The organism is Aeromonas allosaccharophila, assembly GCF_016026615.1.
GTDB lineage: Bacteria > Pseudomonadota > Gammaproteobacteria > Enterobacterales > Aeromonadaceae > Aeromonas > Aeromonas allosaccharophila.
Genome location: NZ_CP065745.1, coordinates 2048532 through 2075283 on the forward strand (window position 1 = coordinate 2048532; position 26752 = coordinate 2075283).

Below are 26752 nucleotides of genomic sequence, written 5' to 3' on the forward strand. Positions count from 1 at the left end.
CCCAAAAAAGTTGGCACAGATTTTTCATATAGATTGATACAACCCGATTTATCCCGTGCTCTCTTCAGTATTTGCTGAAGAACTGGTCAACCCACAAAGTTGACCATTTTTTTTATCCGCGCGTCGGCAACCGCTGACCAAAGTGACGCTGCAAACACTCTCTCAGCCGTGACAAGGTGATGGGCTTGGCGAGGAAATCATCCATCCCCTGCGCCAGACAGCACGCCTTGTCCTCCGCCATCGCATTGGCCGTCAGAGCGACGATAGGCATGGTGCATCCCAGCTCCCGCAACCGTCGGGTCGCTTCCAGCCCATCCATCAGGGGCATCCGCATATCCATCAGGATCAGATCCGGGCGCTGCTCATCCACCTGCGCCAGCGCCTCCAGACCATTGGCGGCCAGCCGCACCTTGCCCACCAGCTTTTGCAACATCAGCGACACCACCAGCTGGTTGACCGGGCTATCCTCCACCACCAGCACATCCAGCGGCAGCAACGTAGCAACACTCTCTTCCCGCAGTGGTTGACAATGGCAAGGCAGCGCCATATCCGACAGCTCGAACCAGAAGCAGCTTCCCTTGCCCGGCTCGCTCTTCAGGTGGATCTCCCCCCCCATCAGGGCGACCAGACGCTTGCTGATGGCTAGGCCAAGGCCGGTTCCGGAAAAACGCCGGGTGGCCGAGTTATCAACCTGGGAGAAGGGCTCAAACAGCCGCGCCTGATCCGCGCCGGCGATCCCGATCCCGGTGTCGGAGACCGAGATCCGCAACTTCTCATCCTGCCAGCCAAGGTGCAGTGTGACCTGCCCCTGCTCGGTAAATTTGAGGGCGTTGTCCAGCAGATTGCCCATCACCTGCGACAGACGCATCGGGTCCCCCTGCAACTCCAGAGGGACGGACTCATCAACCCGATAAACCAGCGCAATCCCCTTGGCGGTGGCACGGGCCTGCAGCGGTTCGACCAGGGATTGGCAAAGCTGGACTGGCTGCAAGGTCTCGCAGTGAAACACCAGGGTTTGCGACTCAATTTTCGAAAAATCGAGCACGTCATCGATGATGGTTTGCAGCAATCTGGCCGAGTGGGTGGCATGGCGCAGCAGGCTCTGTTGCTCCGGCGCCAGCTCGGCATGCTGCACCAGATCGAGCATCCCCAACACCGCATTCATGGGCGAGCGGATCTCGTGGGTCATCATGGCCAGAAACTGGGACTTGGCACGGTTGGCCGCTTCGGCCTCATCCCGTGCCCGTGCCAGCTCCTCTTCACGGCGAATTTGGGAGCTGATATCCCGGGCCGTGCCGCGATAGCCGGTAAAGAGACCCTCATGGTCGAAACAGGGTTCGGCGCTCACCTCCATCCAGCAGGGGCCATCAAGCAGCGCCACCTGCATCCGCACCCCTCGCACCGGCTGGCGCTGTTCCAGCAACCGCAGATATTGCTGCGCCTCGCAGCTCTGCTTGTTGCAGACGTAGTCATAGAGGGTCGGCCGGATCGCCTGCGGGGTCAGCTCATCCAGATAACCCGGTTCGGAGGCATAACTGAGGCGATGCTCGGCATCGGTCTCCCAGAACCAGTCGGAAGCCATGGCGGCAAAACTGCGAAAACGGCGTTCGCTGGCCTGCAGCGCCTCGGTCTTCACCGCCACCTGCTCCTGCAAACGGGCCCGATAGGTGATGTTGACCAGCGCCTGGGCGATAAGCGGGCGGCAGCGCTCCATGGCGGCCTTGCTGGTGAGATCAAATGTGCCCGCCCGGGCGTGGCGGCAGATGAGGGTAGCGGTAAAACCGGGAGCCTGCAGCCCGGTCAGCATCACGCTGGCCCAGCCCGGCTCGCTCGCCAGCGGCGCCAGCTCGGGCAACTGGGAAGGGTCGTAAATCACCAGGGTTTCACCGGCGATGGCACGGGCAAAGGCCGGGGTCATGTGCCAGCTGCGGGCAGCGCGCATCGGCTCGGTACTAAGGTGGGTACTCCCCCGCTCCCCTTCCCAGGCCACCACATCGGCGTGCTCAAAGCCGATAAAGGGTTTGAGCACCTGGATAAGGCTCTCCAGTACCTGCTCCAGCGTCTTGGCATCGGCGAGGGTGGCCACCCCGCCCAGCAGGGTCTGGGACTCGTGACGATACCTGGCCTCGCGCTCGCGGCAACGCATAAGATCGACCAGGGTGGTCTGCAATTTGTCGCCGAGCGCTTCCAGTTCACTGCTGCCAATCATCTTGTTGCCTGCTCTGTTATGTTCTGCCGACTCAACGGGTCAGGAAAATCACGCTCGATACCATCAGGTTACCGTGAGCCAGCTCGCCATTGGGCAGCCGCCCCTGCTCGCCGAAGGTAAAGGGGGTGATAAACGGGATCTTGCCGAGACGAGCCTGGCTCTGCTCGACGAATTGGCACAACATATCACCTAGCGCCAAACGGCAACCAGCACAAAAGATGATGAGGGCGCCGATCGGCTGCCATTCCACATCGACTCCATAACCCGGCTCAATGCGCATGGCATTGAGGCTTCGCTGCAGCAATCCCTCCTGACTACTGTACATCAGCAGCAGGCGCTCCCCCTGCACCACATCGGTAAAGAGCCGCAGCCCGCCCTGTTCGGTCACCGCCTCGGGATGGGATAGCTTGTAGTAGGGAATGCCATCCAGCGATCCCACTTGACGGGCCAGCGGGGTGAGGGTGGTCTCTCGCAAAATCGCCCCCACCGGCCAGGGCTGATCGCGTCCGCACCAGCGGGCATAAACCTCGGCGGCGGGCAGGTTATCGATGGTGAGCACCTCCCGCCCGTCGCAGGCGGTGATCTCGCCGCTGAATTCGGCAGGGACATAACCGGAGTGAAACTGAAAGGCCAGCTGGCAATCAGGATAGAGCACCGCCAGCGCGATGCCATCCTGACTCACCGCCTCATCCCAGCAGAGTTGCCACTCGCCGCTGACGCTGTTGTCTGCCGCGGATCCACCGACCACCGGCACCGAGGCACCGAGTTCGGCCTCGATACCGGCCAGCAGCCCCTCCTCCTTGCCGGGACTGGCGTGAAACAGGATCAGCTGGGGCAACTCGCCCGGTCGACCACAGTCGCTCATGGCTCGGCGCAGCAACTGCCGCACATCCACCCCGTCACCGCTGGCACCGGCCACCCCGAAGGCCCCTTTCTTGTCATAAAAAGCTGCGACCGCCACTCCGAACCCCTCTATGGCGTGGTGTCCCATCTCGGTCATCACCCCGCCACAGGAGCTGCACCCCAGCAGGCGGGTGGTCGGGAACTGGCGCTTGAGCGCGTCGCGCAGTATCGCCCCATCATGAGCCTGGGTAAAATAGAGCAGCAGCAGGGAGGGCGCCTGATCGGCATAGTGGCGCAGCTGCGTGCAGATCTCTTGGGCCGCCAGCGATGAATTCCGGGCGAGGGAGTGAACGGTCAGAAATTTCAACACCATCTCCTTGTTTTATCGGATAGCAGTCGCAAGCAAAAATCATACCCTTATCAAACAATTATCTCGCTTCACTTGCTAACATAGCGGTCAACTGAGACCAATGACAGGATGCCCACATGTGGCAAAAAAACATCAATGACTTCGATCGGGTCGTTGCCATCGGTGGTGGCCACGGCATGGGTCGCGTACTCTCGTCCCTCTCGTTTCTCGGTCAACGACTCACCGGCATCGTCACCACTACCGATGATGGTGGCTCGACCGGACGGCTGCGCAAGAGTCAGGAGTGCATCGCCTGGGGCGATCTGCGCAACTGCCTGAACCAGCTGGTGACCGATCCCAGTATCGGCAGCCTGTTGTTCGAATACCGCTTTGCCGGCAAAGGCGAGCTGGCGGGCCACAACCTTGGCAACCTGATGCTGCTGGCGCTCGATAATCTCTGTGTCCGTCCTCTTGATGCTATCAAGCTGATCAGTGACATGCTCAAAATCGAGTCACAATTGCTACCCATGTCTGAATTTCCCACCGACCTCTGCGCCCATATGGAGTGTGGCACCCAGATCCTGGGAGAGGTCTCCATCGATCAACTGGCCACGCCGCCCCTCTCCCTCGGCCTGATGCCGGAGGTGCAAGCAACCCGGGAAGCGGTGCTGGCACTACAGCAGGCAGACATGATCATTCTGGGGCCAGGCAGTTTTCTCACCTCCATTATGCCGCCACTGCTGCTGGCCGAGATTGCCCAGGCCATCAACGAGAGCAGCGCCATGCTGGTCTTTGTCTGCAATCTGGTGGCGGAAAACGGCCCTGCCAGCCAGCTGGATCTGATGAGTCAGTGTCGCTGGCTGGAGTCCCGGGTCGGTCAGGGTCGGCTGGATGCCATCCTGGCCCCCCGGGGCGCGGGTGATGCGGGAGCCTGGCAGGGTCGGTTGATCGACGCCGATCTGGGTGAGCTCGAATTGCCCCATCGACACGATCGGTTGAAGCTGAAACTGGCGCTGGACCGGATCATCCAGCACCTGCTCAACCAGCGTTAGGCAACGGCCACGGCGCCCCGCATCCCTGCATGGCGCCGCTACTGATAATCGGCAAGAAACGCCAGCACCCGGGGCAAGGAGGCCTCCAGCAGTTGCAACTGGCGCTCTGCCTCGGCCACATCCGCCTGCTTGCAGGCCATCTCCAGCGCCATCACCTGCTGGTAGCTCGGCATGGCGCCGTAGCTGCCACAGGATGATTTCATGCTGTGCGCCACTCGGGCCAGCGCCTCCCACTCTCCCTGCTCATAGAGGGGTCTGAGCTGACTCAGCTGCTCGCCCACCTCTTCGATAAATACTGCGATGACCACGGGCAGCATATCCTGACCAATATCCTCTGCCAGCTGCTGCAACACCTTGCGATCCACCCACTCCATGCGAGGCTCCTCCAGAACGGTATTCAAACAGACCATACTATAGATAGTTTTCGATGTCGTGGCTCACGGCCAGACAGTGATGACCCATCCGACTGGATAGCTCGGGGAATGAAGTGGCAAAATATGTGATCGGTATCGAAATAGCGATGCAGAAACGCCCGTCAAGACAACAACTTCATTGCCACAAATTAACAATTGATCAACACTCAATTTCGTCAGAGTGATGATGCTCAGCAACACCTCTCATCCCTTTTGCCTTTTATGGCTGCTGCGAAGAACCAGGGTAGGAATCTACCCTGGTATTTTTTTATCTCACTCAGGCACGACCTGATTGGTCGCCACCCGCTCCCCCATGCGAAACAGATTGAATTCGCCGGGCGCCATTTTGACCCAATTCTCATTGCCAGTCAGCGGACGGGTGGTGATCAGGGTCACCACATCGTTGGGGGTGGTCTCGCTTTGAAAGTCGATCACCACCTCCTCATCCAGCAGGCTCGCCTCGCCAAACGGCGCACAGCGAGTCAGCCAGTGCAGGTTGTTGCTACAGTAGCTCATCACATACTCCCCGTCCGAGAGCAGCATGTTGAACACCCCAAACGCTCTCAACTCGTCACACAGGGTAGCGAGATAGCGAAACATGGCGGGAAAGTTGGCCGGACGCTTGGGATATTTTTGCTCCAGCCGATCGAGCAGCCAGCAGAAGGCGTGCTCGCTGTCAGTATCCCCCACCGGCCGGTGGCGGCCGGTTGGCAGCTTCTTGTAGCCGGTCAGCTGACCGTTGTGGGCGAAGGTCCAGTAACGGCCCCACAGCTCACGGGTAAAGGGGTGGGTATTTTCCAGTGACACGCAGCCACGGTTGGCCTGCCGAATGTGGCTGACCACGGCGCAGCTCTTGATGGGCAGCGCCTGTACCAGTCTGGCGATGGGTGATTGGGCGCTGGGCTCGGGATCCTTGAAGGTACGAAAGCCCTTCCCCTCGTAAAAGGTGATCCCCCAGCCATCCTTGTGGGGCCCTGTCTTGCCGCCGCGCAGCATCAACCCGGTAAAGCTGAAGCAGATATCGGTCGGCACATTGGCACTCATGCCGAGCAGTTCGCACATCGGCAGACTCCTTTCATGATTTGGCTTGTGTCATGTTCGACCAGCACGCTGGTTCGACAGACCGCAGGGGAAGGCGCAATCCCTTCCCCTGTCACTGGCAACAACCGGCCGATGGCGAACCATGCAACCGGTGCTGCCCTTGTCTGATCGCGATAGCCTGATTACTTGGCCATCTCTTTTTCGACCAGCTGGATCAGGATGTGGATCACCTTGATGTGCACTTCCTGAATACGGTCGGCATAGCCAAAGTGCGGCACCCGGATCTCGACATCCGCCAGACCTGCCATCTTGCCGCCATCCTTGCCGGTCAGGGCGATCACTTTCATCCCCTTGGCGCGGGCAGCCTCGATGGCTTTCAGGATATTGCCGGAGTTACCGCTGGTGGAGATGCCAAGCAGCACGTCGCCACGGCGGCCGACCGCTTCCACGTAGCGGGAGAAGACATAGTCATAGCCAAAGTCGTTGGAGACGCAGGAGAGATGGCTCGGATCGGAGATGGCGATACCGGCGTAACCCGGGCGGTTCTCGCGATAACGGCCGGTCAGCTCTTCGGCGAAGTGCATGGCGTCACAGTGGGAACCACCGTTGCCACAAGAGAGCACTTTACCCTCTTCCTTGAAAGAGTCAGCCAGCAGTTTGGCGGCCGCTTCGATGTTTTTCAGGTTCTGCTCATCAGCCAGGAAGGCCTGCAGCACGCTGGCAGCTTCGGTCAGTTCATTGCGGATCAATTCTTGGTACATGATGTCTCTTCCACTGTTTTTAGTGTGCGTGTAGATCGCGGCTATTCTCGCACAAGCGAATCGCACAGTCGCCCCCCTGCGAGCCACAGCGCTGGCGGCACTTGAGCGTTATGGGGATCACAGAGAGAAGGTAATGAAGATGTAAACAGCTTGATAACTTTGTGCGTATGAATTACAACAGGGGCCATATCCAACAGGTCAGACCTCTGGATCAGTTACGCCACGTTGGCAACCTAACCACGCAAGGAGCAAGCAATGACGACGACCCTCACTCTGCTCGGGGTGATCCTGGTTATCGGAGCCCTGGCCTATCGCCGGGCATCCCTGTTCATCTCCACCCTGGTCACCGGCGCCGCCCTGGTGCTTGGCGCCATCTATGGTCATGTGCCCTTGCTGGTCTGGGCGCTGTTCGCGGTGATCGCCATCCCGCTCAATCTGGTGGAATTTCGCCGCAATCAAATAACCAAGCCACTGTTCAAGATCTACAAATCGATCATGCCGGAGATGTCGCGCACCGAGAAAGAGGCAATTGAAGCGGGCACCACCTGGTGGGAGGCCGATTTGTTCGCCGGCAACCCGGACTGGAAAAAACTGCACGCCATTCCGGTCAGCACTCTCTCTGCCGAAGAGCAGGCCTTTATGGATGGTCCGGTCGAGGAAGTGTGCCGCATGGTGAGCGACTGGGAAGTGACCCACGAGCGCGCGGATCTCTCCCCCGAGGTGTGGCAATACCTGAAGGACAACAAGTTCTTCGCGATGATCATCAAGAAGAAATATGGCGGTCTGGAGTTCTCTGCCTACGCCCAGTCCTGCGTACTGCAAAAGCTTTGCGGCGCCAGCGCCGTGCTCGCCTCCACCGTTGGTGTACCCAACTCACTGGGCCCGGGCGAACTGCTGCAGCACTATGGCACTGACGAGCAGAAAGATTACTACCTGCCCCGCCTGGCGGTAGGTAAAGAGATCCCCTGCTTCGCCCTGACCAGCCCGGAGGCGGGTTCTGACGCCGGATCCATCCCCGACTTCGGTATCATCGCCAAAGGCGAATGGGAAGGCAAAGAAGTGCTCGGCATGCGCCTGACCTGGAACAAGCGCTATATCACCTTGGCACCTATCGCCACCGTACTGGGCCTCGCCTTCAAACTGCGTGACCCGGAACACCTGCTGGGTGACGAGGAAGAGCTCGGCATCACCTGCGCGCTGATCCCGACCCACATCAAGGGTGTCGGCATTGGTCGTCGCCACTTCCCGCTCAACGTGCCGTTCCAGAACGGCCCGACCCAGGGCAAGGATGTATTCGTCCCGCTCGATTTCATCATCGGTGGCCCGACCATGGCCGGTCAGGGCTGGCGCATGCTGGTCGAGTGTCTGTCGGTCGGTCGCGGCATCACCCTGCCCTCCAACAGTACCGGTGGCGTCAAGATGCTGGCCCTGGCGAGCGGCGCCTATAGCCGCATCCGCCGTCAGTTCAAACTGCCTATCGGCAAGATGGAAGGGATTGAAGAGCCGCTGGCCCGCATCGGTGGCAACGCCTACATTATGGGTGCCGCAGCGAACCTGACCGTGACCGGTATTGACCTGGGCGAGAAGCCCTCGGTCATCTCCGCCATCGTCAAATACCACCTCACCGACCGAGCCCAGAAGTGCATCATCGATGCCATGGACATCCACGGCGGCAAGGCGATCTGCATGGGCCCCAACAACTATCTGGCCCGTGGCTATCAGGGTGCGCCCATCGCCGTCACGGTGGAAGGGGCCAACATCCTGACCCGCAGCATGATCATCTACGGTCAGGGCGCTATCCGCTGCCACCCGTATGTACTGCCGGAGATGCTGGCCGCCAGCCACCCCGACAAGGAGCAAGCGCTGAAGGATTTCGACAAGGCGGTGTTCAGCCACGTCGGCTTTGCCATCAGCAACCTGGTGCGCAGCTTCTGGCTGGGTGTGACCGGCGCCCGCTTTGCCGCGGCCCCGTACAAGGATCAGACCAAGGGCTACTACCAGCAGCTCTCCCGCCTCTCGGCTAACCTGGCGTTCCTGTCAGACATGGCGATGGGTACTCTGGGTGGCGAGCTCAAGCGCAAGGAGCGGGTCTCCGCCCGCCTCGGCGACGTGCTGAGCCAGCTCTATCTGGCCTCCAGCGCCCTTAAGCGCTATCAGGATGAGGGACGCCAGCAGGCCGACCTGCCGCTGCTGCACTGGGCACTGCAAGATGCCATGTTCAAGGCACAAGAGGCGATCGACGAGCTGCTGCGCAACTTCCCGAACCGCTGGATTGGCCTTGCCCTGCGCGCCGTGGTGCTGCCGCTCGGTCGCGACCTGAACCGCCCGTGCGACAAGCTGGATCAACAGGTTGCCCGTCTGCTGCAAACTCCGAGCGAAACCCGCAGCCGTCTGGCCAAAGGTCAGTATCTGACCCGCGAAGAGGGCAACCCCTTCGGGCTGCTGGAGCAAGCGCTCGATGACGTGCTGGCGGCCGAACCGCTGTTCGAGAAAGTCTGCAAGAGCGATGGCATCAAGCGCCCCTTCATGGCACTGGACAAGGTGGCCGACATTGGCCTGGCCGCTGGCGTACTGACCCAGAGCGAAGCGGAGCTGCTGCGCCGCGCCGAAGTAAGTCGCCTGCGCACCATCAACGTCGATGATTTTGACCCCATCGATCTGGTGGCCAACAAGAAGCTGTTTGAAGCCTCCGCTTACCATCACGCGGCCTGATAACCACGCCTCGACAACGCCTCCCTTGTGGGGGCGTTTTTTATGCTCGCTCCCCCCCATTCACGACCCCCACTGCCACTACTTGCACTCAAAGCTCCCCCGACCAGCTGCAGGCCCCGTGTGGTCTGCCGGGAAAAAAGGCACAATAGCCGACAAATCGAATCACCGAGGAAGCCAAGATGACCCTTGAGCACCTGATCCTGTGGCGCCGCGACCTGCACCGCCTGCCGGAAGCCGCCTGGAAAGAGTTTCGCACCACCAGCCTGATTGCCCACCACCTGAGCGAGCTCGGTTATCGCATCGTGCTCGGCGACAAGCTGCTGGCCAGCAATCTGATGATGGGCCGTGATGTGGATGTGGCGGCCGAGAAGGCTCGCGCCCGCCGTCAGGGAGCCCATCCCGACTGGCTGGAGCGGATCGGCGATGTCACCGGACTGATGGGAGAGCTGGATACCGGCCGTCCCGGCCCGACCCTGGCCTTTCGCTTCGATATCGACGCGGTGGAGGTAGAAGAGTCCGACGCCGAACAGCACCAGCCGCAGCAAGAGGGTTTTGCCTCCCACAACAAGGGGTGGATGCATGCCTGCGCCCACGATGGCCACACCGCCATCGGCATGGGGCTGGCCAGCCAGTTGATGGCGATGAAGGCGCAGCTGTGCGGTCGCATCAAGCTCTTCTTCCAACCTGCAGAAGAGGGGTGTCGCGGTGGCAAGGCGCTGGCCGCCGGTGGCGCACTCGATGACGTGGATGCCCTGCTCTCGCTCCATATCGGCATTCACGCCGGCAGCGGCGAGCTGGTGATCAACCCGACCGAATTTCTCTGCTCCACCAAGTTCGACGTCCACTTTATGGGCACCGCAGCTCACGCCGGTCTCGAGCCCAATGCCGGCAGCAATGCGCTGGCTGCCGCCTGCATGGCCACCACCGCCATGCTCGGCATTCCCCGCCACCGCGATGGCATGACCCGCATCAACATCGGCCAGCTCCACGGCGGCAGCGGGCGCAACGTAATTCCTGACCATGCCGAGCTGCACGGTGAAACCCGCGGCGCCGACAGCACCCTCAACGACTACATGTTCAGTCAGGTACAGCGCATCGTCGAAGGCACCGCCCTCGCCCACGGCGTCACCTACCGCATCATCAAGCAGGGTGAGGCTATCGCGCTCGACAACAGCCCGGCGCTACAGACCGAGCTGGCGGCGCTGGCCCGCAAGCAGGGGCTCGCCACCATCCAGACTCGCCGCTTTGGCGCCAGCGAAGATGCCGGATTTCTGATGGAGCGGGTGCAAAAGCAGGGGGGCGAAGCGGCTTACCTGATCCTGGGGGCCGATCTGGCGGCGCCGCACCACCATAACGAATTCGATTTCGATGAGCGGGTGATGCAAAGCGGGGTCGAGCTGTTGGCAGCCTGGGCACGCGCCCGGCTGGGCGTGACAGAGCCAGCTCAGGGCTGACGCGGCCCTCACTTGATATCCCGTTCGACCAGATGACCGGCTCACGGGATCAAAAAAAGGCGCCTCGGCGCCTTTTTTCTGCAAGAAAAACCTGAGCGCTACTCGCGGAGCTTGCGATGCACATCGGGTCGGCCACCGGTCACGCTATCGGCTCGCCCCTCCTCTTTGGCCTTCTCGGCGCGCTTCTTGCGCATCTCGCGCGGATCGGCGATGAGCGGGCGGTAGATCTCGATGCGATCGCCATCGTGCAGCAGCTCGCTCCCTTTCACCGGGCGGCTGTAGATACCGAACTTGTTGACCGCCAGATCGATCTCGGGGTGCTTTTGCACGATGCCGGACTGCTCGATGGCCGCCTGCACACAGGTCTCGGGCGCCACCCGCAGCGCAATCACCGTCTGTTGCTGCGGCAAGGCATAAACGACTTCGATATTGAGCTGATCAGACACCGTAAACCACCTTGGCGCGGTTTGAGAAGGCAGAGACCATGGAGCTCACCAGATCGCGGAACACCTGACCGAACGCCACCTCGATCAGCTTGGAGGTGAATTCGAAATCGAGATCAAACTCCACCTTGCAGGCGTCCACATCGAGCGGGGTAAAGGTCCACCAACCCGCTAGCTTGCGGAACGGGCCATCCACCAGCTCCATCCTGATCTGACGGTTCACATCCAGCTGATTGCGGGTGGTAAAGGTCTTGGCGATGCCCGCCTTGGCCACATCGACCGACGCCATCATATAGTCATCGCCAGCCTCGTGGACACGGCTGCCGACACAGCCGGGCAAAAACTGCGGATAGGCATCCACATCGTTAACCAACTTGAACATCTGTTCTGCACTGAACATCACCAGGGCACTGCGCGTAATTCGGGGCATGGCTTTTCCTCATCCAATCGGCGCGATTTTATCACCATGTTTCGGGTTGTGGAGGTAAAACCTCAACCAAACCGCTCACAAAGCCACCACTTGACCTGCTGCGCGTTTTACAGCCGCTCACGCCTACGTATAATACGAGCCTCCTAGTCATTGCCGGAAATCGCCCGTCATGAGCAAAAAAAACAGTAAAAACAAAGCCGGGTCCAGCACCATTGCACTCAACAGAACCGCCCGCCACGAATACTTCATCGAAGAGAGAGTGGAAGCCGGTCTGTCCCTGCAAGGGTGGGAAGTCAAATCCCTACGGGCGGGCAAGGCCAACATCAGCGAAGCCTATGTCATCTTCTTGCAAGGAGAAGCCTTCCTGTTTGGCTCCACCTTCCTGCCACTGAACGCGGCATCCAGCCATGTGGTCTGTGACCCGACCCGGACCCGCAAACTGCTGCTGAGCCGTCGCGAACTCGACAAGCTCGAAAGCCTGACCGCCCGTCAGGGTTACACCATCGTGCCACTGGCCCTCTACTGGAAAGAGTGCTGGGTCAAGGTCGAGATTGGTCTGGTGAAGGGCAAGAAAGAACACGACAAGCGTGAAGATACCAAGGCCCGCGAATGGGATCGGGAAAAAGCCCGCATCATGAAGAACAAGAATCGCGGCTAATCGGCCGCCCACCGGTTCCAGACGCCCATTCACCTTCCCTCTGCGCAGCAGCCCCCTGGCTCAGCTGCGCACAATAAATCGGCAAACAGCGTGGTTGCCAGAGGGAATGGGCATCAACGCCTTGCTATCACAACATTTTTGCGTACAATCACTTTTGACAACTTGGGGCTGATTCTGGATTCGACAAGATTCACGAAACCCAAGGTGCATGCCGAGGTGCGGTAGGCCTCGTTAACAAACCGCAAAAAAATAGTCGCAAACGACGAAAACTACGCACTCGCAGCTTAATAACCTGCGCTGAGCCCTTCTACCCTAGCTTGCCTGTGTCCTAGGGAATCGGAAGGTCATCCTTCACAGGATCGTGTGGAAGTCCTGCTCGGGGCGGAAGCATTAAAACCAATCGAGCTAGTCAATTCGTGGCGTGTCTCTCCGCAGCGGGTTGGCGAATGTAAAGAGTGACTAAGCATGTAGTACCAAGGATGTAGTAATTTTGGACGGGGGTTCAAATCCCCCCAGCTCCACCAAATCATGTTCCGGCCGGGAACGAAGAAGTACAGAAACCCGCATTGCCAAAGGCTTTGCGGGTTTTTTGTTGTCCTCAGTAGTCCGAGGAAGTCGCCAGAAACCAGCTCATTTAGTACCATTACTAGTACCACAAGGGCGATGGTACTAAATTCAGTGGTACTAAGAGGCGGCATGGACAAGAAGACGCGTAAGACAGGAACAAACCGGCTTTCTGACACTAAAGTGAAAACAGCCAAAGCAGACATCAAAGAGTTAACCTTGCCTGATGGGGAAGGGTTAGAGCTGAGAGTTAAGCCTAACGGAGGGAAAAGATGGGTTTTCAAGTACCAAAAACCAGCCGATAAAAAGCGCACCAACATGGGATTTGGTACTTATCCAGAAGTCTCCCTTGCCGCTGCTAGAGAGCGGCGGCGAGAAGTCCGCACCCTACTGGCCCAAGGCATTGATCCCAAGCTCCATAAAGAAGAACAGATCGCCACAGCTCAAGCCAAGCAAGAAGCTAGTGCTAACACGTTCGAACGCATGGCGTGCAAATGGCTGGAATTGAAACGCCACAATGTGACAGACGCCTATGCCACCGATTCGTGGCGCTCCCTTGAACTCTATGTGTTGCCCTTCATTGGCTCAATGCCCATAGACCAGATACGTGCGCCTAAAGTTATTGAAATTCTTCGCCCAATTGAAGCAGATGGCAAACATGAGACTGTACGTCGCCTCTGCCAGAGGATTAACGAAATTCTCGACTATAGCGTCAATCATGGCCTTCTCCAGGCTAATCCTTGCTCTGCCATTCGTAAGGTATTCAAGAAACCCACCAAAAAGCACATGCCGACCCTCAAGCCAGCAGAGTTGCCACATCTGATGGCAGACATTGCAAATGGGAGGTTAGACCTCACAACACGCTGCCAAATTGAATGGAGCTTGCATACCTTGGTTCGCCCAGGCGAATCCGCAGGTACTCGCTGGGATGAGATCGATATCGATGCCAAAGTCTGGAACATCCCTGAAGATCGGATGAAGAAGGAACGCCCGCACCGAGTCCCTCTGACACCACAAGCAATATCCCTGCTGGAACGGATGAAACCGATTAGTGGCCACCGCCCCTTCGTGTTCCCCGGCTACCGTGATCCACTCGGCCACATCAACGACCAGAGCGCGAATGCCGCCCTCAAGCGACTGGGCTATGGCGGACGACTGGTGGCCCACGGTTTGCGCTCGCTGGGTAGCACCACTCTAAACGAACAGGGATTCAACCCTGATGCCATCGAGGCAGCACTGTCTCACGCAGACGAGAACGAGATCCGCCGTGCCTATAATCGTGCAGATTACTTTGAGCAACGAGTGATAATGATGATGTGGTGGAGCAACCACATTGAACAGGCTAGCCAAGGGAACCTCTCTCTGGCTAGCGGTTTTAGAGCATTGACAGTTGTGGGCGAGTAGCCCACATCTGACTAATTGCCCGGACTATATGGAATTTGGACGTAAAGAAATATTGAAGGCCCTATCCACCTACCGATATTCAGCTCACAAAAGTCAAAGATATGGAGATTTGCAGACCGACACATTGTATTGACTGTGACTGCCACCACTCTAGACGACAAAACTATTCTAGGTGAAATCTTGGTGTAGAATCGCTCATAGAAATAGGAGAGCTACGTGATAACCTATGCAGACGATGGTATGAGTCCTCACATCACCACAAGTAGATCACTTGCACATGCCCTTAACATTCCGAGCGAGCTATTGAGAGTTCACCTATGGATTGTTGCTGGCGTAGCACCAGAGACTATTCCTCAGCTCGCTAAAATGGTTATGACCGATGTTGGCACGATATGCCGCCTCACCGGCATTAGCAAGAATACTATTTCACGCAAACTCAGAACAAATACACCTCTGACTATTCAACAAGGTTCTAGGGTTTATGGTGTTATATTGGCTCTGGATGCGGCTCGCGCCCTAAATGAAAATGATAATACCAAATCCATAGCATGGCTACATCAACCAGCTAAGGGACTTGGCGGGAAAATGCCAGCTGAACTGTTGAGTACATCAGTAGGAGTTCAAGCAGTGGTAGACTTAGTAGGACGAATTGAACATGGTGTCTACTAATATAAGACAACACATCTGGCTGCCATAATTTTAGTTTTTCCTCGCGTTGCGAGAAAAGATCCAGAGTTATTATAACTAAAGGGGGGGTGTCCCCCCCTGCATTCCGTAAAAACATCTATAAAGATCATTGTTACTCATTATGAGTATACTCTTCAAAAAAAATGTCATCTTCTAAATATTGAGCATACAACTTATATGCTAACTGTTGAGCCATATTGGATATACTTGTATCCACGTCAGGGGGAGTCAATGCAGGAAGAATTTTACCTGGTAATGAGAAAGTATAACTTTCATCGCCACTGTGCATATCATAACTTGTAGTTGTATCTGTCGACGTCAGTAAATCAAACCCTAACTCTTTAGCAAGAAATATCCATACCCAACACCGGAATGAGTTTTCCTTATCATAATCACTAACCAGCTTATATATTGCGTCAACAGAACCATTGATTGCACTAACAATCCACCAATAATAAGCATTCACCACCATGCCACGAGTTTCACATTCGATTGCAATAGATTCACTACGTTTACTTCCGCCCATATAGCCAATATATAAAGAGGAATCAAGTCCATGTGATGCCAACTCGAAAACAGCATCCATATCAAATGACATTGCAGCTTTTTTCAAGTGATGATACCAATAAATGTATCGTTCTTTATCTGTGTCAACTAATGCATTAATATCAGCACCATTAAAGCCACTGGCTATTCTGTACAATTTCTGATGAAGTTCAAAATCGGTAAATGACGAGGCATTTCGGTCTGCAAATGCACTTAACTGGACCAACCCCTGGTGTACTAATGGCGAGTTAAATTCATTCTGTTTAAACATACTCATTAACTCCCCAGCATAATGGTCTGAGGAGCTAAAGCGGCTAGCAGTAGTCGAATTAGGATGAAGTTGATTACTCTGAATATAAAGCTGAGTAATGTAATCGTCGTTTAGGCGATTCCTCAAAATCTCTTTTACGCGTAGGCTTATAATACCCGCCTGCACTAACGATGTGGCCAATTTCTGAGCGGCAAGCTCAGGAATACTAATACCCAGAATATTAGCTCTAGCCTCAATTGCACTTACATCCAACGCAACCTGCCATTTCGTATTACTGAGCAGAATCGCATCAGCTTGCAATGACGCGTAAGTGCTGTAGCCATAGGCCGCAGCAATCATCTCGTAGATATGACTACGTTTGAGGGAGATGCCTAGTACATCTTTGAGCTCACGTTGGGTTGTGTGGACGAACGCTTTGATGGTCATGATCCAATCTCCTAGTCCTACCCCGGGGTATAAATCGCACGTTTAATCCATCCAAGGTGAGGATTTGAGGTTGAGATCATGTGGCTTGAGAGTAGTAACCATTTTGACTCGTGCGAAAGTCTGGCTGGTCAGCCGAGACAAATCATAACCTAAATAACTGATCCCAATAGTGCTACACCTTCGCTGTGCCATAGCCATTCCCCGGGAAAGGAGACACGGTATCCATGAAGTGTTTCACTCGGGCCAGCAGGTTTGCCATCCCTCTGCATTGATGATTGCGCGTGATGGTTTCATGTAACTTGTGCCATAGCCGTTCTATGTGATTAACCCAAGGGCTGTAAACTGGCTGGAACACCAGGCAGAACTTGGGATTCTTCTTCAACCATCGCTCGGTCTGTTTGCTTTTGTGAATGATGTAGTTATCGAGGATCAACGTGATGGTTTTGGCTCGTCGGTAGTGGTGGCGCAGCTTTTCCAGCATGGCAATAAACAGCGATGAGTTTTTCTTGATCCCGCTGACGTAAAGTACCCTTCCGTTGCCTGCGTGGAGAACGCCTGCCAGATAATGCTTGGCATTCTGCCCCGGTGTGACAACCCGCTTTTGCTGCGCTCTGAACATCCAGTCGGCTCCTAATTTGGGATTGAGGTCTATATCGACTTCATCCTCATAAAACACCGGATTATCGGCATCACAGCGGGCCAGCGCGGCGTCGATATTCGCCATTTTTTCCTGATAGGCTGGGTCTTTTATCCGCAAGGTCGGCACGGGCCGGCGCCAGACAATGCCCATACGAGGTAACCATCGGCGGAGCGTGGAGGCTGCCACATTGAGCCCTGTTAACCGATTGATTTTTATAGCCAATAGTTCAGTACACCAACGGCTGCGCTGATAACCAAAATCTTGCGGAGAAAACTGCATGAGCAGCACCAGTAGGGTGACAATCTTGGCGATAGGTAAGACTGGGGCACGGCCAGCCGGTAAGGCTTCTAGCGCATCTATGCCTTCATCTCGATACCACCGAAGCCAACGACCGATGGTCGAGCGCGCAGCGCCGGTAAGGTGATGAACATCGGTGATCGTGCGTCCTTCATGTAACAGCAAGATGGCCATCAAGCGACGAGCATGTCCTTTATCACGGGTGGCATGGATGATTTTGTGAATGCGGCGCCGTTGTGGTCGTGGCAGAGGTGGTAGGATAGGCATCAACTCAGTCCTTTGGGTGTGGCTTGTTTTGTTTAGCGACTAATCAGATCGCACAAACTGGACTGAGTTCCCTTCCTCCGGTGATCTACTATTCGGAACAGCTATTTAGTAAGTGGCACTGTCCAAGAGTCCATTCTCGCCCCGAGCCTCTCCGACACCCAGTAGACCAGCCCTGTGAGTTGTGGAATGAGCCGAATGAGGGCTATTATCGGCTCATATCGCGAGCCGAATGTGGTGTCAATTCGGCTCATTGTTGGCATTGCACTGCTTGCCCGCGACACAAAATCAGCGAGATTATCGATGACCGTAGACTGGATCTGGCAACACGAGAACTGGCCTCATTTTTGCTGGCAAGACCGGCAGTTACTGCCAAAGCTACGCCAAGTGCACCGTAATCTGGGGTTGCTCCAGGGCCTTCACTTATCAGCTCACAACACAACACTGGCGCATCAGACACATGCCCTAGATACGCTGCTGGCCAATGTCGTCGCGTCCTCGGCTATCGAGAATCAACAACTGAACTCTCAGTCGTTACGTGCATCTCTGGCATGTCGCCTCGGGATAGTGGAGCAGTCCCCCTACCCTATCTCAGTTAGATCCGAGGGACTGGCCGCGATGATTGTGGATGCAATTAGCAGCGATGAGCAGTTGACGCTTGAACGCCTGCTACAATGGCATCGCTGGCTTTTTCCCGCAGATGACCGGAGATCGCATCAGATACGTGTTGGCCAGCTGCGTGGTGATGAGCCGATGCAGGTGATATCCGGAGCACGAGATCGACTGACCGTGCATTTCGAGGCACCACCACGAGAGGGGCTGGAGGAGGCATTGGCGACATTTGTCGACTGGTTCAGAAGCAGTCTCGATGAGCCCAGCCTAGATCCAGTGCTTCGGGCGGCCATCTGCCACATATGGTTTGTCACGTTACATCCGTTTGATGACGGTAATGGCAGAATCACCCGAGCCCTCACCGATCTTGCACTCTCTCAGGCCGACAACCAGAGCATCAGTCTGTATGCAATGTCGACCGTGATTTTCGAGCGTCGAGCTGATTACTATCGCGCTCTGGAGCAGACTCAGAGAGGAGGCTTGGATGTCACAGAGTGGCTGGTTTGGTTTTTGGACACACTCAACGTCACGCTGGAACAGGCCCAACAATCATGCACCCATACTCTGGCCCGGAACCGTTTCTGGCTGCGACACGCTAGTGACCCATTATTTACAGAACAAATCCAGATCCTGAACCATTTGCTCGACGGTTACACACAGGACGGCCTACCGTACATTAGTGCCAGCCAGTATCAAAAAATTGCTCAGGTGAGCAAATCTACAGCCACGCGCCACCTTACTGATCTACTGGAAAAAAACTGCCTAGAAAAAGAACCTGGTGGAGGCGGTAGAAATACCCGTTATAGACTCAAATTAACAAATTACTGACAAAGGGACTCAGAATGGAATCATTTTTATAGGTATCGTTAGAAACATCCCTATTATAAGCATGTGTGATTAGACACCGTCATATTGGCTCCTTTATATAGGATGCTTGGCGCTAGTTAAAATTGGGGGGCAAAACAATGGACCAAGCGATTAGTGTTTTGAGCATTGAGCCACTGGGACTGTGGTTGTACGCAGACGGGAAAAAGTATTTTTTGGAATTTAGACATTCTCCGTGGTTTAGCGGAGCGCCAGTAGCATCGGTGTTTAGTGTTGAGCCGTTTGGGGATGACGGAGTACGGTGGCCAGCTCTTAACATTGATCTACATCTTGCCAACATTGAGGATCTTGCTCAGCATCCACTCATCAGTCAAGATCCACCAGTAGCCCCCGCTGTCATGGCTGCGGCCATAGCATTACATCATAGCCATGTATCACGTGCACTACTATGGTTGCAGAAACCCGTGATAGCCGTTGGGGCATTCGTCCAGTCAACTACCAGGATAACGCCGAACACATCCAGGCTGTGCTCGACTTTATCAGGCGTATCGAGCACGGCGTTCTAAACTAACGCGCAATCTGCGCACCAATTTGAGGCCGGTGTCAGGTGATAACTAGATCTGTACAACCAGTGCCATTCTCGTGATGTCAAAAATAGGAAATAACGAGCATTCTTCTACTCATCATTATCTGATATCTCACTTTTTAGTTCGTTCAGCTTCTCACATAATTTATCAATAAAATTACATACATTGCCGGCTATATTTTCGAACTCCGTTTTATCTAAAGATGAACCGTCTGATGCGCGAAAATATAACTCATCCTCAGCCCAAACACTCAAAAAATCATACAGTTTTTGTTCTTCATCGGATAAAACGGAGGAAGGAACCTGATAGTTTTCGGCCATTTTTAGGGGGTGAAAATCAATAAAGAGCAACATTCTATATAAATCAACGACCATTGAAAAACTGTCTGCTGCGAGCGATTCATATCTACCCAGCCTGTTTCTCTCCCATACATTAGCCTCAGGGGAAAGTATACTCAACATATCTATAATCCCCTTAAATCTTGCTAATGGGTAAGCAAGTCCATTTAAGGAACTTCTGTGCGCCCATATTTTAAGGATCAACTCAACGGTTTGCTGCTGGTATTTTTCCTTTTTTTTCACATCATTTTCACATTCAATCCGATCCATCATTTCGGCTAAATAATGTGACATCCACTTCCCCAGCGTATCGCAACTATCGGAGAAACCCAGCTCAGTCATAAGATGGTGCCCAAGTACCAGCACGTCCTTCAGCGGTATAGATTTCTCCAGTTCTTCTGAAAAGGTAGATTCTTGTGTACCGCGCTTTTTTTTCGGACTCTTCGTTAAGCTCTTTAATTCCATTATTTTCTACCCTTCGGGTTATTTCAACTTCTAGAATAAGATCAAGTTTAACTTTCTCTAGATACTTCTTCAGATAATGAAGTGATATTTTCAGACGATAACCACTGGAGATAACATCCTCGTCATATATGTAGTCTCCTTCTCTGGAATCATTTCTTATATCACCCCATGCTTCATAATGAAATACTCGGTCTCCATTAGAGGAGTCAAGCCAGCAAACAGGATAGCTATCCGAACGGTATAATCCAAGCATTTCAACTACATTTTCAGATGGTGTCGACTCAATTAAACGGACACCATGATTAAACACATCATTTTCATCTAAACGAGCATCACCAGTGTGTTCACAAATCCAACCACACAGAATAAACGGATCATCATCGATCTCAAAGTCATGACCAGCAGGTGGTAGCCGATAGTCGTGGGAGTCGTCGGATGTTTGAAGCGCTCTAATCAAGGACAATCCGGTATCAGGACTAACAAGAGAAGAGGATATATTCAGACTTGAGCGATGATTACTAGTACGAATATCATAATCAGAATGCACAACCAGATTGCGATCGTCAGAGGTTAAACCGAGCTCCAACTCAAAATCATCAGCTGTTATTACTCCTATCCAATCCTTGGGCTCGACAGTAGGTGATTTGTGAAAACGTGAGTCTAGGGGTTTCGGACAGCGAAGATCACTTGACCAATGAGGAGGCTGGGTCAGTCCATTTTGTTTCAAGAAGCCGTCTAGTGTACCGTAATCGCTGTCATCATACTCCGCCTTAGCTAACGCTTTCGTTGCTAGCAAAGAACCAACGCTACACCACATAGCGTGCCACTCTAGGTAATAGCTATAGCGCTCTATAGTCGGCATTGAACCGTGACGGTGGCTGTATAAGTTATAGTCTGCTTTTTCAAACTTATATTTTCTTGGTTCATTTTCCCACCTTGATAAATCGGAACCGCTCTTCCAACGATCCATAATCCAAACTTCCGCCTCATCAAGGAACATGTCCTGATCTACATTAGAGAAGCACCTTATAGCGCTAGGATATACATAACTTAAAGTATCTAGCGTATCAAAGCTAAACCGCCTCTCTTTATCCCCTTCGTGGAGTCCTCTACGGGAAGCTCTACGCTTCGATTTCTCTGCAACTAGGTCAGAGGTGTTAATACTGAGTACCGAAGAAATTTCCTTTTCATCAAAAACAATAAAACCTTTTTCAAGAAGCTTTATCAAACAGGATTTTGCAAAATGACGTATTAACACATGCGGGAATTTTTGGTCAGTAGCAATGCTCAATAACCAACGAGCGACAGGAGCGATGGCTTCTGGTACCTCGGATGCAATTCTCTCAAATGTAACAATGAGCCAAAGGCGCGCCGCCAACCAATAGAAAGGTGCATTATCTTCGCGATAGCCAGGTATAGATTTACACTCATACAATGCGGTTAACTCCATAATTGTACTAAAATCACCCAATCTGGCAGATGCTCTAATACAATGTGCTGCTCGCCACCTCACCCTTGTATCTACATCACCTAAAAATGAATAGAGTTGGCGTGCTAAAGCTGATTTAGTAGAACACTCAGACCCAATTTTATTCGACGGAAGTTTTAACCGTGTAGTTAGTCGCTGAATATAACGAATAGTTACATCTGCAACCTGCCCTTCATCGCAATAATCTGTCAATAGACTAATCACCGAATATAACTTAGGTAAAGGCAAATACTCTGAATTTTTTTCTAGGCCATCAAGCAATATTCTTACCGATTCTTCCTTACTGAGATTAAGACTATGAATAACATCTTTCAGCATTCTTTTGCCGTAGCCATAACCTTCATCATAAGAAAATTCGCCCAAATGATTAGAAATTAAAGTTGGCAGATTTTCCACTTTCCAAGTGGATATGGCATGAGAGGATCCTATCCATAAGTCAATACAATTAATTAACGTTTTAGCCCATGTATAGCCAAGTTCATGAATTACATGCTCATCGGTTAGGAAATTAATAAATAAGCAACGTTTTTTTGAATCCAAAATATTGCCAATATATTTCAATATGTCATCGCTCGTGACATACAAATCTTTACCCTTGGCTTCATTTTGCTTGGCATGAACAGAATTCATAAAATCGGCAGGTGATTCAAAGGAGATTTCTGCCAATTTTATACATTCTAAAAACTCTGATTTCGTTAACTTCTTAGTTGTTGAATCAGGTTTATCATTGTCACTTTTGACCTTGATAGATGTCTTTGTTTGAGATTTGAATTCAATCAGTTTATTAAGAGCTGAATGCCAATATTTACTACTTTCACCATACGGAACCAGTTCATTTAGGACCTGGCATACTTTAGTTCTACCCAATCGATCAAAATTCAATAACTCAGCTTTTGAAATTTCTTCTACCAATTGACTTGCATCTTGAACGCTTGTTGCTGATACTAGTTTAGCTACAAGATCCTCATCCAAATGATCACATAAATTAAGCAATGATGCTGCCTGCGTAGAACTTATAGTTCCTTCTGAAATCCCCGTAAATATCAATGCAGGGAGAGTTTCGCTAGCTTGAACTAAGTTACAATCTTCCCAATATCCGATAAGGCTGATTGCCTTCGGCATATCCAATATAGCAATAGCAGAAATTGCATCCTGCCAAGGGAAATGATCATACCCATCAAGAAGAGTACCATACTCCTTTATTATCGCAGCCATTTGACTGGCTATTTTCTGCGAATCTGTGGGCGAAAAGTGATTTTTAGAATTTTTGGATAATGCAGAAAAAAGAGCCACATCATGCATAGCATCTACATCAACGTCATTAGCAATATCAACTGCTATTTTAAATACCTCTCTTGATTCATCCTTATCCACAAACAGTAATATTCTAGACAAGTCCAAAAGAATATTAATTTTTTCACTTGCTGCTGCTTTCAACTCCTTTATTTCAACTGAACGATCGTAAATATCCTTAACAATTATCGGCCTCAGCTCTGATATTTTTATTAAATTTGAAACAACCATTAGTTGCCCAGGTGAAAACACTGACGGCCATTGTTTAAATGCTCCCCTAGCTAGAGTTAACACTGTGTTGACATCGATATTAGGCACAGCATAAAGTTTGGTTAACGATAATGAAAGGCGACTACATATAGATTCAAAATCGTGCTCTCTAGATATCCTCCATGAGTTTGCAAACAATGAATCTAGTGCCGACTTAACTTTCTCTTCAACATTTTCAGGCTGGATATTGGACAGCAAAACATCAGCTCTAACAGCATAAACAGACATTAAACCAGACAGGCTTTCTTTTATCTGTCTATGCTTTTCTGATAGTTTTTGTTTTTTCTTATTTTTTTCGGCTTCGCTAAGATCTTCAGGCGTGGGCGAATCAATCCAATATGACTCAATTGAAACATCAACACCACGATGACGCATCAATAAAGAGTAAGCTCTAAAAGAGATGTCATTTTTAAGAATATCGTGTATGTGGATGCTATTTACCAACCGCCAATTATTAGGGCATAGATATTCAAGGATTGGCTCAACTGAAGATATATCCACGCCATTAGCAGCTAAAATTTCACAGCCACTAAGTAACATCTCCGCGTAGCTAAAACTTTCTGAGTTGTAAGATGTGTACCCTGTTAGCTCTCTTAGGTCGCAATATTTTAATACATCGTCATTACATAGTGCTTTTTCAAGAGAATCACAATCGACACGATGAGCAACAAGAGCTAGAGGTATTTTGAACAATGATGACCAAAGTTCTGGAATACAGTCACTATCCAGAAACTCTTGAATTGTAGCTATCTTTCCTGATAACAACAGGCGATCCAATAATTTTATCGCTATTTTATAATGAAGACTTCTCGGTCTCCAACTGCAAATGTAGTCGTATGCAACTTGGTAGCCATCCATATCCAACAAAGAATGGGCAATAGCGGTAATATCTTCGAGCTCTAATGGCCACGCATGTATATGTTGGAACCGTTGATCACTTTGTTCGAATTTTTGTCGTTGAATATCTTCACTTCTCCGATTAATCCATTCACGAAGAATACGTTTCTTTTCGCGGGCAGCGATAAAGTCTCTGTCGGCTGCATCGCGGGCAACAATATGCGACAAAAACCTACCATGGTTTTTATATGTTTTCGATGAGTAAAGTATATGTCTGCCTACAGTATCAGACGCAAAATGGACTGATAAATCTGGGTTTTCATATATTATTTTTTCTACTGCATCATCTGTTTTTATCGCATCAGCACCAACCAATAAGGTAAATATTGCGTCGGCTGGCTCGCCAGCTGAACGGCACACTTTCATCGCGAGTTGCAACCGTTTACGTTGCACTTCTCGACGAATTATTTGGTCTTTTATAGCTGTTGGAGCTTCATTCTCCTCAATGATTTTTATGATTTCATGACCTTGCCCTGCTAAAAATAGTGCGGAAGCCAAATGCATGGCTGAATACTCATCACTCTTATGATTTGCACTGAAATGTGCTGCTGAAAGTTTATAAGCTTCGAAAAGCTTTGGTTTCGCCTTTTCTCTAACAAAAAATTCAACATCTTCATCAAGAAACCCCACTTTCCCTTCAATAACACGCATTCCTGGCAGGTCATATATAATATCATTAACCCTCTCTATCGATATTCCTACAACACTCGCTAAATGTTGTTTTGGAACCGGTGTAGGTAATGCTATTAACGACGAACAGAAAAGAGACAAGACATCGGAATCACCTTCTTTCAAAATTGCTTCTTTAAATCTGGATTCAAATATTTGATCCAACAACTTGCCATTTGGCCTTAAAAAATCAATAGCCTTACCCGGGTCTGCACCAGCGTAATCGAATGCGTAACTTTGTACTCGTGGATTGTGGTTCGATAAATTATGAAAATCCTCAATCCATGTTTTGGTTGCTCTGGGATACCGATTACGTACATTCAGAGCAGTTTCTTCCTGTGAGAAGTTGGAAATTTCTATTAAGCTATATTTAGCTGGAATAGATAAAGAATCCAAACGCCCAGTTCTAGAGGAAATTAACAACCTTACATTACTTGGTAAAGTTCCTATCTTAATAAGTTCATGAACAAAACTGGTTTCTTCTGGTTTGCACTGTTTAGCTCCCGTAACTGTATTATCCGCAGCATCAATAACTATAACTAACAATGCATCATCTGCTTGTGCTTTTAAAACCTTGCTTGCACTTTCTATTCTTAACGAAAAAGCCTTAAGGAAATCAATTGAAGGATCCTGACTAATCAACAAAGGTAATCGTAATCGCGCAGAGGTTTCATTGATTATTTGCAAATAAGCATCTTTCGGTCTGTGCCTATACGCTTCGCTATCCATATAAGTGCCAGCACCATAACAGTCATATGTCACCATGACTGAACCTACAGGCAATAATAATTCTGCTTGTTTTAGTACAGTTGTCTTACCACTCCCCCCTTTGCCATGAAGGCAGATAAATTGAGCACCATTAACCATTGCAGTTTGTATTGCAATAGCAGTATTTCTATTAACTGGTTTTTCTACTACCTTGAGCCTCGGTGGGCAGGGGAATAGAGCAAGAGTATCAGATACATTCATCCATGTCAGGACAGTTTCTCTTGTGATATAACTCCCTGTACCTTCTGGCAGCATCAATTTATGAACACGATCTTTCAACTCCAACACAAAACCTCTATCGGCGCTATATGTGAGAGCTAAAATCTCATTAATTGCATTTTCTTCCTGCTTAAATCGAGAGCCAGCACCACAGTCAGAATAGTCGAAGAGTTTAATGAATTTCTTAAAGTTAGTCTTATTAAGGCCACTGGCAACTCTTAGAATTTCATGTTTCTTGTTACTGACATCGGAGATAGATTTTTGGAGGTCTGTACCTATAGAACGATTACTGACCAGCTTTATTGTAAGCATGCCAGCACTAATAAGATCCGGCCTAATATTTAATATGGCACAAAATGAATCAGCAAGCCCTTTGATAATACTGTTATTTGAAGACTTCGACTTTGAGCTTGTTAGCTCCGAAACAGTCCAATTTTTTTCTGGCGTTGATGAAGAATATTTTAGCTGCTCAATGACAACCCTTTCAGCTTGCTCTAATGTATGACCACCATAAAATAAACCACAATCAACAGAGTCCCATTCCGTTAACGCCTGAGCACCTTCATTATCAAGATTTACACCTTCAACTGTTACAGCAACCAACGATGTATCTGGTTCGAGTAGTTGTAATGCTAAACGAAGTGCCCACCATTCATGAAAATCATCACCAGTATTAGAGGCTCTAGCACCTAGATATTCTGCTTTCATGTCCTATCCATTGATCCTTACTTGATGTCTACTTTGGGCCAAATTTCGACTTATTTTGACCAACGTATAACGCCGTATTAAGGTGTGAGCAACATAATACCGGTTTCACCACGCACCACCTAAATCGCCCCCCACCATGTACTCCAGC

At 51.5% G+C, this 26752-nt stretch carries 19 protein-coding genes and 1 other RNA gene; 9 read left to right on the forward strand and 11 right to left on the reverse strand.

The genetic code is table 11. The annotated features are described in order from the left end of the window. Nucleotides 1–112 precede the first annotated feature (112 nt). Together I6G90_RS09045 and I6G90_RS09050 are read right to left on the reverse strand one after the other, a co-directional pair. A complete protein-coding gene (locus I6G90_RS09045) occupies nt 113–2209 on the reverse strand; it encodes a hybrid sensor histidine kinase/response regulator (protein ID WP_197930862.1) in 2097 nt (698 codons plus the stop codon). 31 nt (nt 2210–2240) lie between these two features. Then, nucleotides 2241–3425, reverse strand: a complete 1185-nt coding sequence (locus tag I6G90_RS09050; protein ID WP_197930864.1) for an FIST signal transduction protein — start codon at nt 3423–3425, stop codon at nt 2241–2243. A gap of 113 nt (nt 3426–3538) precedes the next feature. Here I6G90_RS09050 and I6G90_RS09055 point away from each other — a divergent pair, with 113 nt between their 5' ends. Next, entirely contained in the window at nt 3539–4453 is a 915-nt protein-coding gene (locus I6G90_RS09055) for a gluconeogenesis factor YvcK family protein (protein WP_042058092.1), read from the forward strand. Between the two features lie 38 nt (nt 4454–4491). Here I6G90_RS09055 and I6G90_RS09060 read toward each other — a convergent pair whose 3' ends face one another. From I6G90_RS09060 to lpcA, 3 genes are all read right to left on the reverse strand, one after another. After that, nucleotides 4492–4827 (reverse strand): Hpt domain-containing protein, encoded by a 336-nt coding sequence (locus I6G90_RS09060; RefSeq protein WP_182969410.1) that lies wholly within the window; start codon nt 4825–4827, stop codon nt 4492–4494. A gap of 312 nt (nt 4828–5139) precedes the next feature. Continuing rightward, the gene (locus I6G90_RS09065) at nt 5140–5928 is read right to left on the reverse strand and encodes a class II glutamine amidotransferase (protein ID WP_197930866.1); all 789 of its coding nucleotides are present in this window, start codon (nt 5926–5928) and stop codon (nt 5140–5142) included. A 161-nt stretch (nt 5929–6089) separates the two neighbouring features. Beyond that, nucleotides 6090–6668: a D-sedoheptulose 7-phosphate isomerase gene (gene lpcA, locus I6G90_RS09070; RefSeq protein WP_005334485.1), complete on the reverse strand. Its 579-nt coding sequence runs from the start codon at nt 6666–6668 to the stop codon at nt 6090–6092. Nucleotides 6669–6923: 255 nt separating this feature from the next. On the opposite strand from lpcA, the gene fadE reads away from it, so the two are divergent. Together fadE and I6G90_RS09080 are read left to right on the forward strand one after the other, a co-directional pair. Beyond that, a complete protein-coding gene (gene fadE, locus I6G90_RS09075; RefSeq protein ID WP_197930869.1) occupies nt 6924–9380 on the forward strand; it encodes an acyl-CoA dehydrogenase FadE in 2457 nt (818 codons plus the stop codon). Nucleotides 9381–9559: 179 nt separating this feature from the next. Continuing rightward, on the forward strand, nt 9560–10834 hold the full coding sequence (locus tag I6G90_RS09080) for an amidohydrolase (protein ID WP_197930870.1): 1275 nt from the start codon (nt 9560–9562) through the stop codon (nt 10832–10834). A 98-nt stretch (nt 10835–10932) separates the two neighbouring features. On the opposite strand, the gene I6G90_RS09085 is transcribed toward I6G90_RS09080, so the two are convergent. Together I6G90_RS09085 and I6G90_RS09090 are read right to left on the reverse strand one after the other, a co-directional pair. Further along, a complete protein-coding gene (locus I6G90_RS09085; protein ID WP_197930872.1) occupies nt 10933–11280 on the reverse strand; it encodes an RnfH family protein in 348 nt (115 codons plus the stop codon). Beyond that, on the reverse strand, nt 11273–11707 hold the full coding sequence (locus I6G90_RS09090) for an SRPBCC family protein (protein ID WP_042062520.1): 435 nt from the start codon (nt 11705–11707) through the stop codon (nt 11273–11275). The genes I6G90_RS09085 and I6G90_RS09090 overlap by 8 nt, the downstream gene beginning before the upstream one ends. A 169-nt stretch (nt 11708–11876) precedes the next feature. On the opposite strand from I6G90_RS09090, the gene smpB reads away from it, so the two are divergent. The 4 genes from smpB to I6G90_RS09110 all read left to right on the forward strand — a co-directional run bounded on the left by smpB (nt 11877) and on the right by I6G90_RS09110 (nt 15002). Next, nucleotides 11877–12365 (forward strand): SsrA-binding protein SmpB, encoded by a 489-nt coding sequence (gene smpB / locus I6G90_RS09095; protein WP_042062518.1) that lies wholly within the window; start codon nt 11877–11879, stop codon nt 12363–12365. Between the two features lie 164 nt (nt 12366–12529). Next, nucleotides 12530–12889, forward strand: a transfer-messenger RNA (tmRNA) gene (gene ssrA, locus I6G90_RS09100). A gap of 172 nt (nt 12890–13061) precedes the next feature. Next, nucleotides 13062–14333 (forward strand): integrase domain-containing protein, encoded by a 1272-nt coding sequence (locus I6G90_RS09105; RefSeq protein WP_104452560.1) that lies wholly within the window; start codon nt 13062–13064, stop codon nt 14331–14333. A 216-nt stretch (nt 14334–14549) separates the two neighbouring features. Continuing rightward, a complete protein-coding gene (locus I6G90_RS09110; protein ID WP_223931102.1) occupies nt 14550–15002 on the forward strand; it encodes an antitoxin Xre/MbcA/ParS toxin-binding domain-containing protein in 453 nt (150 codons plus the stop codon). A 130-nt stretch (nt 15003–15132) separates the two neighbouring features. Here I6G90_RS09110 and I6G90_RS09115 read toward each other — a convergent pair whose 3' ends face one another. Both I6G90_RS09115 and I6G90_RS09120 read right to left on the reverse strand, forming a co-directional pair. Continuing rightward, nucleotides 15133–16263 carry a hypothetical protein gene (locus tag I6G90_RS09115; protein ID WP_197930874.1) on the reverse strand — a complete coding sequence of 377 codons (1131 nt, stop codon included), beginning with the start codon at nt 16261–16263 and terminating at the stop codon, nt 15133–15135. 172 nt (nt 16264–16435) lie between these two features. Then, the gene (locus I6G90_RS09120) at nt 16436–17467 is read right to left on the reverse strand and encodes an IS630-like element ISAhy2 family transposase (RefSeq protein ID WP_001809438.1); all 1032 of its coding nucleotides are present in this window, start codon (nt 17465–17467) and stop codon (nt 16436–16438) included. A gap of 195 nt (nt 17468–17662) precedes the next feature. Here I6G90_RS09120 and I6G90_RS09125 point away from each other — a divergent pair, with 195 nt between their 5' ends. Next, a complete protein-coding gene (locus tag I6G90_RS09125) occupies nt 17663–18904 on the forward strand; it encodes a Fic family protein (RefSeq protein ID WP_232254439.1) in 1242 nt (413 codons plus the stop codon). Nucleotides 18905–19041: 137 nt separating this feature from the next. Continuing rightward, on the forward strand, nt 19042–19467 hold the full coding sequence (locus I6G90_RS21475; protein WP_370736841.1) for a DUF2442 domain-containing protein: 426 nt from the start codon (nt 19042–19044) through the stop codon (nt 19465–19467). 110 nt (nt 19468–19577) lie between these two features. Here I6G90_RS21475 and I6G90_RS09130 read toward each other — a convergent pair whose 3' ends face one another. Beyond that, nucleotides 19578–20168 carry a hypothetical protein gene (locus I6G90_RS09130; protein WP_197930876.1) on the reverse strand — a complete coding sequence of 197 codons (591 nt, stop codon included), beginning with the start codon at nt 20166–20168 and terminating at the stop codon, nt 19578–19580. Further along, nucleotides 20161–26604: a hypothetical protein gene (locus I6G90_RS09135; protein WP_197930878.1), complete on the reverse strand. Its 6444-nt coding sequence runs from the start codon at nt 26602–26604 to the stop codon at nt 20161–20163. The genes I6G90_RS09130 and I6G90_RS09135 overlap by 8 nt, the downstream gene beginning before the upstream one ends. Nucleotides 26605–26752: the final 148 nt, after the last annotated feature.

Excerpts from the sequence above, each read along its gene's own strand:
- lpcA (WP_005334485.1), bottom strand. The coding sequence starts at position 6,668 with ATGTACCAAGAATTGATCCGCAATGAACTGACCGAAGCTGCCAGCGTG.
- I6G90_RS09045 (WP_197930862.1), bottom strand. The coding sequence starts at position 2,209 with ATGATTGGCAGCAGTGAACTGGAAGCGCTCGGCGACAAATTGCAGACC.
- I6G90_RS09060 (WP_182969410.1), bottom strand. The coding sequence starts at position 4,827 with ATGGAGTGGGTGGATCGCAAGGTGTTGCAGCAGCTGGCAGAGGATATT.
- I6G90_RS09105 (WP_104452560.1), top strand. The coding sequence starts at position 13,062 with ATGGACAAGAAGACGCGTAAGACAGGAACAAACCGGCTTTCTGACACT.
- smpB (WP_042062518.1), top strand. The coding sequence starts at position 11,877 with ATGAGCAAAAAAAACAGTAAAAACAAAGCCGGGTCCAGCACCATTGCA.
- I6G90_RS09090 (WP_042062520.1), bottom strand. The coding sequence starts at position 11,707 with ATGCCCCGAATTACGCGCAGTGCCCTGGTGATGTTCAGTGCAGAACAG.
- I6G90_RS09115 (WP_197930874.1), bottom strand. The coding sequence starts at position 16,263 with ATGACCATCAAAGCGTTCGTCCACACAACCCAACGTGAGCTCAAAGAT.
- I6G90_RS09065 (WP_197930866.1), bottom strand. The coding sequence starts at position 5,928 with ATGTGCGAACTGCTCGGCATGAGTGCCAATGTGCCGACCGATATCTGC.
- I6G90_RS09055 (WP_042058092.1), top strand. The coding sequence starts at position 3,539 with ATGTGGCAAAAAAACATCAATGACTTCGATCGGGTCGTTGCCATCGGT.
- fadE (WP_197930869.1), top strand. The coding sequence starts at position 6,924 with ATGACGACGACCCTCACTCTGCTCGGGGTGATCCTGGTTATCGGAGCC.
- I6G90_RS21475 (WP_370736841.1), top strand. The coding sequence starts at position 19,042 with ATGGACCAAGCGATTAGTGTTTTGAGCATTGAGCCACTGGGACTGTGG.
- I6G90_RS09130 (WP_197930876.1), bottom strand. The coding sequence starts at position 20,168 with ATGACTGAGCTGGGTTTCTCCGATAGTTGCGATACGCTGGGGAAGTGG.
- I6G90_RS09120 (WP_001809438.1), bottom strand. The coding sequence starts at position 17,467 with ATGCCTATCCTACCACCTCTGCCACGACCACAACGGCGCCGCATTCAC.
- I6G90_RS09125 (WP_232254439.1), top strand. The coding sequence starts at position 17,663 with ATGAGGGCTATTATCGGCTCATATCGCGAGCCGAATGTGGTGTCAATT.
- I6G90_RS09080 (WP_197930870.1), top strand. The coding sequence starts at position 9,560 with ATGACCCTTGAGCACCTGATCCTGTGGCGCCGCGACCTGCACCGCCTG.
- I6G90_RS09135 (WP_197930878.1), bottom strand. The coding sequence starts at position 26,604 with ATGAAAGCAGAATATCTAGGTGCTAGAGCCTCTAATACTGGTGATGAT.
- I6G90_RS09050 (WP_197930864.1), bottom strand. The coding sequence starts at position 3,425 with ATGGTGTTGAAATTTCTGACCGTTCACTCCCTCGCCCGGAATTCATCG.